General features: G+C 68.9%; 13 protein-coding genes. 5 read left to right on the top strand and 8 right to left on the bottom strand.

The annotated features are described in order from the left end of the window. Positions 1 to 10: 10 nt before the first annotated feature. The 5 genes from ACIGII_RS01740 to ACIGII_RS01760 form a co-directional block, all read right to left on the bottom strand. Entirely contained in the window at positions 11 to 1,360 is a 1,350-nt protein-coding gene (locus tag ACIGII_RS01740; protein WP_399635323.1) for a peptidylprolyl isomerase, read from the bottom strand. Further along, the gene (lptD, locus tag ACIGII_RS01745; RefSeq protein WP_399635321.1) at positions 1,357 to 3,813 is read right to left on the bottom strand and encodes an LPS-assembly protein LptD; all 2,457 of its coding nucleotides are present in this window, start codon (positions 3,811 to 3,813) and stop codon (positions 1,357 to 1,359) included. The genes ACIGII_RS01740 and lptD overlap by 4 nt, the downstream gene beginning before the upstream one ends. Positions 3,814 to 3,904: 91 nt before the next feature. Further along, on the bottom strand, positions 3,905 to 4,822 hold the full coding sequence (locus ACIGII_RS01750) for a histone deacetylase family protein (RefSeq protein ID WP_399635318.1): 918 nt from the start codon (positions 4,820 to 4,822) through the stop codon (positions 3,905 to 3,907). 27 nt (positions 4,823 to 4,849) lie between these two features. Then, complete coding sequence (locus ACIGII_RS01755) at positions 4,850 to 5,404, bottom strand: cob(I)yrinic acid a,c-diamide adenosyltransferase (protein WP_399635316.1); 555 nt, start codon at positions 5,402 to 5,404, stop codon at positions 4,850 to 4,852. 11 nt (positions 5,405 to 5,415) lie between these two features. After that, positions 5,416 to 5,997, bottom strand: coding sequence for a hypothetical protein (locus ACIGII_RS01760; protein WP_399635314.1), 582 nt, complete (start codon positions 5,995 to 5,997; stop codon positions 5,416 to 5,418). Between the two features lie 85 nt (positions 5,998 to 6,082). Here ACIGII_RS01760 and ubiH point away from each other — a divergent pair, with 85 nt between their 5' ends. From ubiH to ACIGII_RS01780, 4 genes are all read left to right on the top strand, one after another. Then, positions 6,083 to 7,288: a 2-octaprenyl-6-methoxyphenyl hydroxylase gene (ubiH, locus tag ACIGII_RS01765; RefSeq protein WP_399635312.1), complete on the top strand. Its 1,206-nt coding sequence runs from the start codon at positions 6,083 to 6,085 to the stop codon at positions 7,286 to 7,288. Next, positions 7,285 to 8,460 (top strand): UbiH/UbiF family hydroxylase, encoded by a 1,176-nt coding sequence (locus ACIGII_RS01770; RefSeq protein WP_399635309.1) that lies wholly within the window; start codon positions 7,285 to 7,287, stop codon positions 8,458 to 8,460. The genes ubiH and ACIGII_RS01770 overlap by 4 nt, the downstream gene beginning before the upstream one ends. A 120-nt stretch (positions 8,461 to 8,580) precedes the next feature. Continuing rightward, positions 8,581 to 8,967 (top strand): hypothetical protein, encoded by a 387-nt coding sequence (locus tag ACIGII_RS01775; RefSeq protein WP_399635306.1) that lies wholly within the window; start codon positions 8,581 to 8,583, stop codon positions 8,965 to 8,967. Positions 8,968 to 9,145: 178 nt separating this feature from the next. Continuing rightward, positions 9,146 to 9,607: a hypothetical protein gene (locus tag ACIGII_RS01780; protein WP_399635303.1), complete on the top strand. Its 462-nt coding sequence runs from the start codon at positions 9,146 to 9,148 to the stop codon at positions 9,605 to 9,607. Between the two features lie 18 nt (positions 9,608 to 9,625). On the opposite strand, the gene rlmM is transcribed toward ACIGII_RS01780, so the two are convergent. From rlmM to ACIGII_RS01795, 3 genes are read right to left on the bottom strand one after another with little or no spacing between them, the layout of a single operon-like run. Further along, positions 9,626 to 10,663: a 23S rRNA (cytidine(2498)-2'-O)-methyltransferase RlmM gene (rlmM, locus tag ACIGII_RS01785; protein ID WP_399635302.1), complete on the bottom strand. Its 1,038-nt coding sequence runs from the start codon at positions 10,661 to 10,663 to the stop codon at positions 9,626 to 9,628. A 24-nt stretch (positions 10,664 to 10,687) separates the two neighbouring features. Then, complete coding sequence (locus tag ACIGII_RS01790) at positions 10,688 to 11,248, bottom strand: nucleoside deaminase (protein ID WP_399635299.1); 561 nt, start codon at positions 11,246 to 11,248, stop codon at positions 10,688 to 10,690. Positions 11,249 to 11,277: 29 nt separating this feature from the next. Further along, positions 11,278 to 13,026 carry a glutamine--tRNA ligase/YqeY domain fusion protein gene (locus ACIGII_RS01795; protein ID WP_399635297.1) on the bottom strand — a complete coding sequence of 583 codons (1,749 nt, stop codon included), beginning with the start codon at positions 13,024 to 13,026 and terminating at the stop codon, positions 11,278 to 11,280. A 137-nt stretch (positions 13,027 to 13,163) separates the two neighbouring features. Here ACIGII_RS01795 and ACIGII_RS01800 point away from each other — a divergent pair, with 137 nt between their 5' ends. After that, on the top strand, positions 13,164 to 13,430 hold the full coding sequence (locus ACIGII_RS01800; protein ID WP_399635294.1) for a DUF2007 domain-containing protein: 267 nt from the start codon (positions 13,164 to 13,166) through the stop codon (positions 13,428 to 13,430).

A 13,430-nucleotide genomic window follows, 5' to 3' on the forward strand; every position in this document is an offset into this window, starting at 1 on the left:
CGGCGCCGGCTCAGGGCTTGGCCGGCGCGGGTGCCGGGGTGGCCTGGGCGCGGTCGCCCGTGCGCAGGTCCACGTAGGCTTCGCCACGCAGTTCCTGCAGGTAGCGGTTGTATTCTTCTTCCAGCTTGCGGCGGCCGATGGTCTCGCGGATCTGGGCACGCTTGTTGTCGGTGCCGGCATCGGTCTGGCGGCTGCCCACGCGTTCGACGATGTGCCAGCCCGCGTCGGTGCGGAACGGCTGGCTGACGCCGGCGTCGCTCAGCGCGGTGACCTGCTTGCCGAAGTCCGGGCCGAACGCGTCGGCCGGGAACCAGCCCAGGTCGCCGCCCTGGCCCTTGCTGTTGCTGTCTTCCGACGATTCGCGGGCCACCGCCTGGAAATCCGCGCCGCCGGCGATGCGCGCACGCAGGGTGTCGATCTTGGCCTTGGCGGTGGCGTTGTCCTGCTGGTCGTTGACCCGCACCAGGATGTGCCGGGCATGGTATTCGGTGATGGTCTGGCCACTGGCGGTGGCGCTGGCATCACGCACTTCCACCAGCTTGAGCAGCTGGAAACCGCTGGGGCCGCGCAGCGGGCCGACCACGTCGCCGGCCTTCATGCCGTTCATCATCTGGGCGAAGGCGCCCGGAATCTCATCCAGCGAACGCCAGCCCAGGTCGCCGCCTTCCAGCGCGTTGGGGCTGTCGGAGTAGCGCACGGCCGCCGCGTTGAAGTCCAGCTCGCCCTTGTCCAGCAGGGCCTTCACGCCGTCGACCTTCTTCTGGCCGGTGGCGATCTGCTCGGCGGTCGCCCCTTCCGGCAGCGCGATCAGGATGTGCGCCAGGTGGTACTGGGTACCGGCGGTGGCTTCCTGCTTGAGCGCGGCGTCCACTTCGCCCTCGCTGACGCTGATGCGGCTCTGCGCGAAGCTCTGGCGCAGCCGCTGCACGGTGATTTCGTCGCGGACCGAGTTGCGGAAGTCGTTGAAGTCCAGGCCGTCGGCGGCCAGGCGCTGGCGCAGGGCGTCCAGGTTGGAGCCGTTCTGCTGGGCGATCGAATTCAGCGCCTGGTTGAGTTCCTGGTCGCTCACCTTGATGCCGCTGCCCTGGGCCCGGGCCACCTGCAGCTTGACCAGCACCAGGCGCTCCAGCACCTGCCGGTTCAGCACGTCGTCGGGCGGCAGCTGGCCTTCACGACCGGCGTACTGGGCCTTGATGTTCTGCACGGCGCGGTCCAGCTCGCTCTGCAGCACGACATCCTCGTCGACGATCGCGGCGATGCGGTCCAGCGACTGGGTCTGCTGGGCCAGCACCTGCAGCGGCGCGGAAACGGTGGTGACGGCGAGGACGGAGGCGAGAAGGACGGGAAGGGTCTTGGTCATGGGATCAGGTTCGGATCGTAGTCATCGCGCGTGGGCGCACCGGTAGTGCTGGGCGGCACGAGATAGAGGTCGTCCCGGTAATAGCCGAGAATAGCACGGCGCAAAGTGCGGTCCGTGTTCTGGCCGATCGAGCTCAGGCCCTTGAGCACGAATTCGATCTGGAACGAATTGTTCAGCTCGCCCTCGCGGTTGCGCACGTAGCGGCGGGCCAGCGCCCGGACGGCCAGGCAGCAGCTGTCCCACTGCACGCCGCCGATGATTTCCAGCGGTGCCTTGTCTTCGATCGAGTAGTAATAGCGGCCGACCACGCTCCAGGTGGCATTGATCGGGTACAGGAAGGACAGGTCGACCTGTTCCAGCAGGGTCCGCTCTTCCTTGGTCGCCGTTGCCGGGGCGCCCGAATTGAGGCGGTGGCGGTAGGTCAGGTTGACGATGCCGTCGTTGGACATCAGGTAGCGCGCGCGCACGCTGGCCAGGTCCTCACGCTTGTACTTGGGGTCCCACTGGTAGGTGGCGCCCAGGTTCCAGCGGTCGTTGATGGCGTAGTTGGCGTCGGCGATCCAGGCCGACTTGCCCTGTTCGATCTGGGCCTGCTGGCCCGGCAGGGTGACCCGCGAATCGTCGAAGTACAGGATCTGGCCGATGCTGCCGGAGAACCGCTCGCGCCCGGTGGTCTGGTCGATGAAGCGGGTGCTCAGCGCCATGGTCAGCTGGTTGGCGTCGTTCTGGCGGTCGGCGCCGGTGTAGCGCGAATCGCGGAACAGCTGGCCCCAGCTGAAGGTGAAGTCGCGGGTATCGAAGATCGGCAGGTCGCTCTGGTCGCGATACGGCGTGCGCAGGTAGAACAGGCGCGGTTCCAGCGTGTGCAGGTAGCCCTTGCCGTTGATCGTGGTTTCGCGGTCGAAGAACATGCCCGCGTCCAGGCTGGCGATCGGCACGCCGCGGTGCGGCGAGGTGTTGCCGCGCAGCTGGTCCGGGGTCGCCGTGGCCGGATCGATACCGGCGTCGCGCAGCGCCTGCGCCCGGGTCTGGTCAGCCAGCCCGCGGTCCAGCTCGTAGCCGGTGTAGCGGTAGGCCACGGCCGGGGTGACGTACCAGGACGCACCGGCGAACGGCAGCGACACGTACGGCTTCACGTCCAGGCGCGAGCCGTTGTAATACGGGGTCACGATGCCATTGCGCTCGTAATCGCCATCGGCGCCGAACTTCTGGTTGACGTCGTCATGGGTAAACCGCACCGCTTCGGCGTACACGCCCACTTCAAGCCACGGCAGCAGCGGCTTGTCCCAGGTACCGAACAGGCGCGGCTGGCGCGAATAGGGCAGCGAGGCCTCGGTGAGGGTGTAGTCGGTCAACTGCCAGTAGTCGGCCATCAGGCCGCCACTCCAGTTCTCGCCGGTGCCGTAGATGCCGATCTGGCTCTGCAGGCTGGAGGTGGTCACCCCCAGCAGCTTGCTGGAAAAGTCTTCGGTGTAACGCTCGTCGCTGACCCAGGCAATGTTGGCGCGTGCCTGCCAGGTCGAATTGACGTTGTGGTAGCCCTCGAACTCGACCTGGCCGCGATCCTTGTCGCGCAGCTTGTCGTTGGGCAGGTACGCGGTCTGCAGCTCGCCGCGGCCGCCGTCGTACAGATAGCGGAACTCGTTGTCGAGCATCAGGCCGCGCTTGCTCATGTAGCGCGGGGTCAGGGTGTCGTCGTAGTTCGGCGCCAGGTTGAAGTAGATCGGCTGGGCGTAATCGAAGCCGTTGCGCCCGGACATGCCCAGCTGCGGGTACAGCAGGCCGGTCTGGCGGCGGTCGTCGATCGGGAACTTGAAGTACGGTGCCCACAGCACCGGCACCTTGCCGATCCGGAGCACGGCGTTGCGGGCGGTGCCGAAGCCTTCGTCGTTGTCCACTTCGATCTGCGGGGCGGACAGTTTCCACACCGGCTGCGAGGGATCGCAGGTGGTGTAGGTGGAGCGGTGCATCTGGCCGACCGAACCCTGCAGGTCGATCGAGTCGGCGCCGCCATGGCCACGGCGCGACACCAGCTGGTACTGGATGTCGCTGATCTTGTGGGTGTCCGCTTCCTGGTTGCCTTCGGCCCGCTTGGCGGTCATCCGGATCGACGCGTCCTGGTAACGGACGTTGCCTTCGGCAACATAGTTGCCGCTCTCGGTATCGAAGCTCAGGTGGTCGGTGCCCAGGAACTGGTCGCCGCGCTTGAGCGCTACGTTGCCCTGGTATTGCGGCACGGTGCTGGTGCCGAACAGGGTGTCGCCTTCGATGTCGGTGGGCTGCTGGTCGCGGGTTTCGGCTGCGGCCTTGTCCGCCACCGGGGCGTCCTGGAAGGCGGGCAGCACGTCTGCGACCGGGCACAGGCCCCAGTTCACCGGTTTCTCGTCGGCCATGGCCGGCAGGCAGATGGCGATGCTCAGGGGGAGGGGCAGCAGGCGGAGGGCTCGGCGCACGCGGGATTCGGATTCAGGCGAAAACGGATCGTAGCTTGCCCCATCCCTTGCATAGGGGCAATGAAGGTGTCCGGCGCGGAGGGGGCCGGGTTCATGGTTCCAGCAGGGCACCCGCGTGCGCAACGCTGCACTCGGCCAGCGCCTGCAGGTCGTAACCGCCCTCCAGCATGGAGACCAGGCGTCCGGCCGCATGGCGCCGGGCCAGCGTGCGCAGCTCGGTGGTGATCCAGGCGAAATCGTCGGTCTCCAGCATCAGGTCGGCCTGTGGATCGCGCAGGTGGGCGTCGAACCCGGCCGAGACCAGCACCAGCTGCGGCCGGAAGTCGTCGATTGCCGGCAGCATTTCATCGGCCCATGTGTTGCGGAAGCGGAAGCTGCCGCTGCCGGGCGGCAACAGGATGTTGAGCAGGTTGCCGGCGCCCCGGTCGCGGCGCAGCCCCGAGTTCGGGAACAGGCCGGCCTGGTGGGTGCTGTAGTACGCCACCCGCGGATCGGCGGCAAAGATGTCCTGGGTGCCGTTGCCATGGTGCACGTCGAAATCGACGATGGCGATGCGCTCAAGCCCATACCGGTCGCGCGCATAGGCGGCGGCGATGGCGATGTTGTTGAACAGGCAGAAGCCCATCGCGGTACCGGCGGTGGCATGGTGGCCCGGGGGACGCACCGCGCAGAACGCCAGCGGGTCGTCGCCCAGCATCACCGCATCGACGGCCGCGACGCCGGCGCCGGCGGCATGCAGCGCGGCACTGGCCGAGCCCGGCGAGGTCATCGTGTCCATGTCGATCAGGCGCAGGGGCTCGGTCTGCGGGGCCAGCACCTGGTCGATCAGGGCACTGTCGTGGACCCGCGCCAGCTCGCCGAACTTGGCCGGCGGTGCCTGGCGCCAGTCCAGCGTGCCCGGGTAGGCCGCGTGCAGCGCATCGAGCACGACCTGCAGGCGCCGCGGGCATTCGGGGTGGCCCGGGCCGGGATCGTGGTGCAGACAGGCGGGATGGGTGAAAACCAGCATGCGGGCAGGGTTCCGGGCGGGGGCGGCTCAGCCGTGGCGGCGCGAGTGCTGCCAGAGCACCTCGCCATGGCCATCGGCGCGGGCCAGCACCCGCGCCAGCACGAACAGCAGGTCGGACAGCCGGTTGAGGTAATGCAGCGCTTCGGACCGGACCGCCTCCAGGCGTGCCAGCGTCACCGTCTCGCGCTCGGCACGGCGGACGATGGTGCGCGCCAGATGGCAGCGCGCGGCCGCTTCGCCACCGCCGGGCAGGATGAATTCCTTCAGCGCCGGCAGCGTGGCGTTGTAGTGGTCCAGCTGCTGTTCCAGCGCGGCCACATCGGTGGCCTGGATGGCGGCATGGCCGGGGATGCACAGTTCGCCGCCGAGGTCGAACAACTGGTGCTGCACCGTCGTCAGCAGTGCGCGCACGTCATCGGGCAGGGCCACGGCCAGCAGCACGCCCAGCGCCGAGTTGGCCTCGTCCACGCTGCCGAAGGCGTTGACCCGGGCCGCGTCCTTGGCCACGCGGCTGCCGTCGCCCAGGCCGGTGCTGCCGTCGTCGCCGGTGCGGGTGTAGATGCGCGAGAGTCGGTTGCCCATGTGCGCCGTTCTCAGCGCAGCAGGTCGCGGCGGGCCTGGTTCAGCTTGATCACCTGTTCGGTGGCCAGCTGCAGTGCGGCGGCCAGGCCGACGTAGATCGCGGCCGTGCGCAGGTAGGGCAGGAACCAGTCCGCGTAGTTCTTCGCCCAGCCGCCCAGGGTGGGCGCTGCGACCACATCGCTGGTCCAGTAGAAGCCGCTCTGCGCAAACAGGTGGCAGACCGCCACGGCGGCCACCAGCAGGACGGCGGCCTTGGCCAGCGCGGTCCAGTCGGCGCTGACATAGCCCTGGCGCAGCAGGGCCCCGCCAGCCCACATCGCGAAGTAGGCCGGCACCAGCAGGGCCGTGCCCGGCGATACGCAATAGTGCTGCCAGTAGCCGATGCCACTGGCGCGGATCACCAGCACGTCGATCACGATCGCCAGCACCATCAGCAGCGGGAAGGCCCAGCGTGTCCAGCGGCGCAGCTGGAAGCCGCCGATGAAGAACACGGCCCACGAGGCATCGGGAATCGCGGCGAAATGATTGACCCGGGTCGCGGCCATCAGCAGCACGAGCACGAACAGGATGAAGGCGCGTTGGGCAGTGGTCATGGGCAGGGGCGTTGGAGGTCCGGCGTTCATTCTAGCGCCTGCCACCGCAGGGCGTAGCGGGGCCGCACGCACTATCATGGGCGGCATGAGTGAACGTCATGACGTAGTGATCGTGGGCGGCGGGCTGGTCGGCGCCAGCCTGGCCATCGCGCTGGACCGGGCCGGCCGCAACGTCGGCCTGGTGGACGCCGCTGCGGCCGGTACGCTGCCGCCGGTGTTCGACCAGCGCAACCTCAGCTTCGCCGCAGCCACGGTCAATGCATTGACTGCGCTGGGGGTGATGCAGCTGCTGGGCTCGGCACCCGGCCCGATCACCCGTATCCAGGTCAGCCGCGCCGGCGATTTCGGCCGCGTGCAGATGGACGCCGCGCAGTACCAGCGGCCGTTCTTCGGGCAGGTGGTGGTCGCCCGCGATTTCGGCCAGGCGTTGGAAACGCGCCTGCTGGGCCTGCAGCACCTGACCCGCTACCGCCCGGCACGCTTCCTCCGCCTGGGCGACACGGTGGACGGCCATCGCCAGGTTTTCATCGCCGATGACACGGGCGAGCGCTGCCTGCTCGCGCGGCTGGTGGTGGGCACCGACGGCACCCGCAGCGGCGTGCGCGACGCCCTGGGCATCGGGGTGGACGAGCACGACTTCCAGCAGACCCTGTTCGTCGCGCGGGTGCGCGCGGCGCGCGCGCCCGACGGGACCGCCTATGAGCGCTTCACCGATTCCGGCCCGACCGCGCTGCTGCCGCGCGGCGACCGTCACTACGGCGCGGTCCACGGCGTGCCCCGCGACCAGGCCGATGCGGTGCTGGCGCTGGACGATGCCGCCTGGCTGGAACGGCTGCAGCAGGCCATCGGCTGGCGCGCCGGGCGCCTGCTGGACAGTGGGCCACGCAGTGCCTATCCGCTGGTCCAGGTCCTGGCCCGGGCAACGGCAGGCGAACGCGCCGTGCTGCTGGGCAATGCCGCACAGACCCTGCATCCGCTTGGCGCGCAGGGGTTCAACCTGGGGTTGCGCGACGCGTTGACCCTGGCCGAGCTGCTGGAAACGGCGTCCGACCCGGGCAGCGATGCCCTGCTGCAGGCGCACGTGGCGCGCCGCGAGGACGACCGCGCGCAGACCATCGCCTTCTCCGGCGGGCTGGCGCGCGTGACCAGCAACCCGGCGCCGCTGCTGCGCCCGCTGCGCAGCCTGGGCCTGCTGGCGGCACAGGCGACGTCGATGCAGTCGCTGCTGGTCGGCGGTGCCATGGGCTTCCGTGGCGATGTGCCGGCGTTGTGCCGGGGAGCGGGCGCATGAGCCGCCGCGCACGCGATGTGATCGTGGTCGGCGGTGGCGTGGTCGGGGCGGCGTGCGCGCTGGCCCTGGCCGATGCCGGGCTGGAAGTGACCCTGGTGGAAGGCCGTGAGCCGACCGCCTGGCAACCGCAGCAGCCGGACCTGCGCGTGTATGCCTTCGCCCCGGACAATGCGCAGCTGCTGGGCACGCTGGGCGTATGGCCGTCGATCGTGGCCGCGCGCGCATGTGCCTACCGGCGCATGCGGGTCTGGGATGCCGCCGGTGGCGACGAACTGCAGTTCGATGCCGATCGGCTTGGCCGCGAACAGCTGGGCTGGATCGTCGAGAACGACCTGCTGGTCGACCGGCTCTGGGCCGCCCTGCCGGGCGCCGGCGTGCAGCTGTGCTGCCCGGCGCGGGTCGAGGCGCTGGAGCAGGACGGCGACGGCGTTCGCCTGCGGCTGGACGATGGGCGCAGGCTGGAGGCGACGCTGGCGATTGCCGCCGACGGCGCCGATTCGACCCTGCGCCGCCTGGCCGGGCTACAGGTCAGCCGCCAGGAGTACGGGCAGCGCGGCGTGGTGGCCTACATCGACACCGAACAGGACAACCAGGCCACCGCCTGGCAACGCTTCCTGCCGAGCGGCCCGCTGGCGGTGCTGCCGGCCGGGGCGCGCCGCAGTTCGATCGTCTGGACCCTGCCCGATGCCGAGGCCGAGCGCGTGCTGGCCCTGGACGAGGCGGCATTCAATGCCGCGCTGACCCGTGCTTTCGGCGGGCGGCTGGGGGCGATGTCCCTGGCCTCGCGCCGCGTCGCCTTCCCGCTGCGACGCCAGCTCGCCAGCGCCTACGTGGCAGGTCGCGTGCTGACCCTGGGCGATGCGGCCCATGTCGTGCACCCGTTGGCCGGGCAGGGGGTGAACCTGGGCCTGCGCGACGTGGCCGCGCTGCATGCGCTGGTGCAGCGCGCGCACCAGCGGCGCCAGGACTGGGCGTCGACGGAGCGGCTGCAGCGCTGGGCCCGCGAACGACGCAGCGACAACACGGTGTCCGCGTACGGATTTGACGCAATCAACACTGTTTTCTCCAATGACGAGATGCACCTGACCTTGGCACGGGGCCGCGTACTGGGCTGCGCTGGCAAGCTGCCGCCGCTGGTGTCGGCCTTGTGGAAGCGTGCGGCCGGGCTGTAATGCGACGTTGATCGAAATCTGGAAGCGCCTCGCCGTGGCGTTGTGGAGAATGCCGCGCGGCTGGCGCTGTCCGGGGAGTCCCGCAGCATGCCGCGTCGTCCTTTTTCCGGAAACGCTGCCATGACCTTCTCTACCATCGTCCGCCACCTGCTGCCCCCGTCCACGTCCAGCCGGATGTCCGCCAAGCCGGACAAGGCGATGGAAGGATTCAGCGCACTGCTCACTTCCATGCGCAATGTGCCGCGCAGTGCCAGTGCGGTGGGCAACGCGGGCTACCGGGCCGAAACCCGGCTGCGCAGTTTCGTCGCCCAGGCGCGGGACCAGCCGCCGACGAAGGCGGATTTCAAGCAGGCGCTTCCCGATGTCGACACGCTCATCAAGGAACTGGATGCGCAGCAGCGGCAGCTTTGTCTTGACCAGGGCAAGCCGGGCAGCAAAAGCCATGGCGATTACATGAACGCCTTGTTGGCCAGGGAAAAGTGCATCTCGGTGAAGCACTTCCGCTGAGCGCCGCGCGGCGCGATAGGAGTGCATTCAATCGGGCGTGGTCGTGTCGCTCCGCACGCGAAGTGATCGATATCTGCAAGTGATGCGGCCGGATACCCGGGCAGACTGAACGGGCGTGGCCATGGTGGACGGGCGGTAGGGCGACGCGTACCTGTTTCCCCGGACCCTTCGGAGCTTCATGGCCTCCCCCATTCCTCCCATTCCGCCCATCAGTGCCCTGTGGCGAAAACTGCGGCCACAGGAAGAGCGGGCCCGCACCGCCGAAGCCATCGCCAAGGCGCCGGACGCGGCCAAGGCGCAGGTGCGCGACCTGCTCATCCAGATCAACAACGTGGGGCATCCGCATGGGATGGGGCACGCAAGCGAACCGGCCGTGGACGCCGGGGCCCGTCTGCAGGAGCTGCTGGACCGGGACCTGCCGCTGTCCCTGGAATACTGCCGCAGTGCGCCAGGCGATACGCGGCAGCCTCCGGTGACCGGACCGGGTGTCGACGGACTCATCGAAGACCTGTGGGTCATTGAAAAGGACCTGCGTCGCCAACTCGGCGCAACCACCGATGACAGCCGACGCAGGGAACTGCAGGAAACGCTCACCCGGGTCGTCCGCCTGCAGCGGTTCCGCGGTCCGGCCACGGAATGACCGTGGCGGACGGGCGGCTCACCACGCCAGTACGGTGATCTCTTCGCGGTCGTGGTACAGCTGCTTGGCGCGCACGTTCAACGGGCGCCCGGCCTGGTCCTGGAACAGGTCCAGGCACAGCCGGGTTTCGTCCCAGCGCTTCTTCATCGGCAGCTTGAGGTTGAAGATCGCATGCCGGCACCAGCCTTCGCGGAACCAGGTGGCCATGCGCTCGGCCACGCGCCGTGGCTGTTCGACCATGTCGCAGACCATCCAGTCCAGCGGCGCTTCGGGTTGCCAGTGGAAGCCGTCGGCACGCAGGTGTTCGACCAGGCCGGTGTCCAGGACATGCTCGCGCAGCGGGCCGTTGTCCACGCTGATCACCTGCATGTGCTGGCGGGTCAGCACCCAGGTCCAACCGCCGGGCGCGGCGCCCAGGTCGGCCGCGCGCATGCCAGGCCGGACCAGCTGTTCGCGTTCTTCCGGGCTCATCAGGGTCAGCAGCGCCTCGTCCAGCTTCAAGGCCGAGCGCGACGGCGCTTCCGGCAGCAGCTTCAGGCGCGGAATGCCCAGCGCCCAGGGCGCACTGTCGCGGGTGTCGGCCACGCAGACGAAGGCGTGGCGTCCGTCGACGAATACCACGTGCAGGCGCGGCAGGGCGGTGTTGGGTTTGTCGGTGAGCAGGCCGGCCTTGCGCAGCGCCGGGCGCAGCGCGTTGCCGAAGGCGCGGGCCAGCCCGGCCAGCGGCTTGCCTTCATCCGAATCGGGATGTTCCACCCACATGTCGCCGAAACGCTGCTGGCCGGCAAGCGCGGCCAGGATCGGGGTGATCCGGTCGCTGGGATCCAACTCGCGCAGTTCGGCCAGCACCACCAGCTTCTGCCGGGCGAAGATCAGCGACCGCCAGGGCAGGGCCCTGGACAGCGCCGCGCCATCGTCGGTGGCGAACAGCACATAACCGTCATTGCGCTGCGTGCGCGCATAGCCGGCGATGTTGGCGTAGGCGGCGCGCTCGGAGAGCTCACCGGCCAGTTCCGGCTCGAAGCCCTGCCGGCACAGGCACAGCAGGCCGCTCATCGACGCGCGCCGGTGGCGCGGGAGTCAGTAATGCGCACCGTTGGTTTCCCCGTACTGACGCAGGACCGCGCGGGCGGCGTCGCGTTCGATGTCGCGCACCACCTCGATGCCGCGCGTGTTGAGTTCACCGATCCAGTCGGCCGGCAGCGGGCCTTCGTCGAACGGCGTGAGTTCTTCGACATCCTGCGCGCTCGCACCGATCAGCAGACGGTCGATGCCGGCCCAGATGGTGGCGCCATAGCACTGGCAGCACGGCTGCGAGGAGGTGGCCAGGGTGATCGGCGCCAGCACGTCACTCAGCCGCGGCGTCTGCAGGCGCTGCTGGGCCAGCATGTAGGCCATGTTTTCGGCGTGGGCCAGCGAGGTGCTGTGCGGCACCACGCGGTTCACGCCGGCGGCGATGATGCGGTCGTCCGGGCCGAACACCACCGCGCCGAACGGGCCGCCGGTCTGCGCCTCGACGTTCAGCCGCGACAGTTCGATCGCCAGGGCGACCTTGGCGGCATCGCCGGGATAGGCGCGGCCGAGGTCGATCTGGTCGTGGATCCAGGCGGGCAGGGTGAGGTGGACTTGCGCGTACAGCATGTGAACAGGCCTTTCGAATTCGGTGGGGCTTACGCCGACCAGGTGTCGCGCAGGGTCACGCTGCGGTTGAACACCGGTGCGGTGGGGGCATGGTCGCGGCGGTCGGCGACGAAGTAGCCGGTACGCTCGAACTGGAACGACTGCTCGGGCGCCGCAGCGGCTGCGGCCGGTTCGACATAGCCGGTGACGGTGCGCCGCGACTCCGGGTTGAGGTAGTCGCGGTAGGTCCTGCCGTCGGACTCGTCGTCGGGGTTGGGCACCGAGAACAGGCGGTCGTACAGGCGGATCTCGGCCGGCACGCCGTGCACGGCGCTCACCCAGTGGATGGTGCCCTTGACCTTGCGGTTGGCGCCTTCCATGCCCGGGCGCGATTCCGGGTCGAGCCAGCCGCGCAGTTCGGTGATGGTGCCGTCGGCGTCCTTGACCACCTCGTCGCAGCGGATGATGCCGGCACCGCGCAGGCGGACTTCGCCGCCGGGCACCAGGCGCTTCCAGCCCTTGGGCGGGACCTCGGCGAAGTCGTCGCGTTCGATCCACAGTTCGCGGGCGAACGGCACCTCGCGGCTGCCGAACGCCTCGTCCTTGGGGTGGTTGGCGAAGGTCAGGGTTTCGACATGGCCGTCGGGCAGGTTGGTCAGGACCAGCTTGAGCGGGTCGATCACGGCCATGCGGCGTGCGGCGGCGGCGTCGAGGTCTTCACGCAGGGCGCCTTCCAGCACGCTGAAGTCGATCAGCGAATTCTGCTTGCTGATGCCCACCCGTTCGGCGAACAGGCGCATGGCCGCCGGCGTATAGCCACGGCGGCGCAGGCCCTGCAGGGTCGGCATGCGCGGATCTTCCCAGCCGTCCACCAGCTGCTCGGTGACCAGCGCCATCAGCTTGCGCTTGCTCATCACGGTGTAGTTGATGTTCAGGCGTGAAAATTCGATCTGGCGGGGCTTGGCGGCTTCGCGCGGCAGGCCGCGTTCGACCAGCGGGGCGGTCAGCGCGTCGTCGTGGGCGAAGTCCACGTTGTCCACGCACCAGTCGTACAGCGGGCGGTGGTCTTCGAATTCCAGGGTGCACAGCGAGTGGGTGATGCCTTCGATCGAATCGCCCAAGGCATGGGCGAAGTCGTACATCGGGTAGATCGGCCAGGCATTGCCGGTGTTCTGGTGCTCGACGTGCTTGATTCGGTACAGCGCGGGGTCGCGCAGGTTGATGTTGCCGCTGGCCATGTCGATCTTCGCGCGCACGGTGCGGGCGCCGTCCGGGAACTCGCCGGCGCGCATGCGCCGGAACAGGTCCAGGTTCTCGTCGACGCTGCGGTCGCGCCAGGGCGAGGGTCGGCCGGGTTCGGTCAGGGTGCCGCGGTAGGCGCGCACTTCCTCGGCCGAGAGATCGCAGACATAGGCCTTGCCGTCGCGGATCAGCTTCTCGGCAGCCAGGTAGTAGGCGTCGAAGTAGTCCGAGGCATGCCGCAGTTCGTTCCATTCAAAGCCCAGCCAGCGCACGTCGTCCTGGATGGCGGCCACGTATTCGGGGTCTTCCTTCGCCGGGTTGGTATCGTCGAAGCGCAGGTTGCACACGCCGGCGAACTCACCGGCGATGCCGAAGTTCAGGCAGATCGACTTGGCGTGGCCGATATGCAGGTAGCCGTTGGGCTCGGGCGGGAAGCGGGTCTTGATGGCCTGGTGCTTGCCGGCGGCCAGGTCCTCGCGCACGATCTGACGGATGAAATCCCGCTTTTCAGGGGCTTCCGGAAGGGCGTCGGTGGGGGCGGCAGTAGGCTCGGACATGATGCGCAGGAAGAAGGCAGAAAGATCGTCAGTCTAACGCGTCCCCCCGGGACGCGTCAGACGGTAGGTGCCGACCGTTGGTCGGCACTCATTCGAGCGCCAGCGTATGCTGCCCCAGAACCCCACGGGAGCCTCCCATGCATGTGATCTACCAGGCCGACAACCTGTTCGACGCCCATCTGGTCAAGCACGCGCTGGAGGCGGCCGGGATTCCCGCATTCGTGTTCGGCGAGCAGCTGCTGGGCGGGATGGGCGAGCTGCCGCTGTTCGGGGTGCTGCGGGTCTGCGTTCCGGACCTGGCCCGCCCGGAGGCGGAACAGATCGTGGCCCGGCTGGACTTGGGCGGGGCGCCGGACGACCCCATATTCGACGGTGACGAAAGCGCCGGCCTCTCGCCGGCCTAG

Source organism: Stenotrophomonas sp. NPDC077420 (assembly GCF_044543385.1).
Lineage (GTDB): Bacteria > Pseudomonadota > Gammaproteobacteria > Xanthomonadales > Xanthomonadaceae > Stenotrophomonas.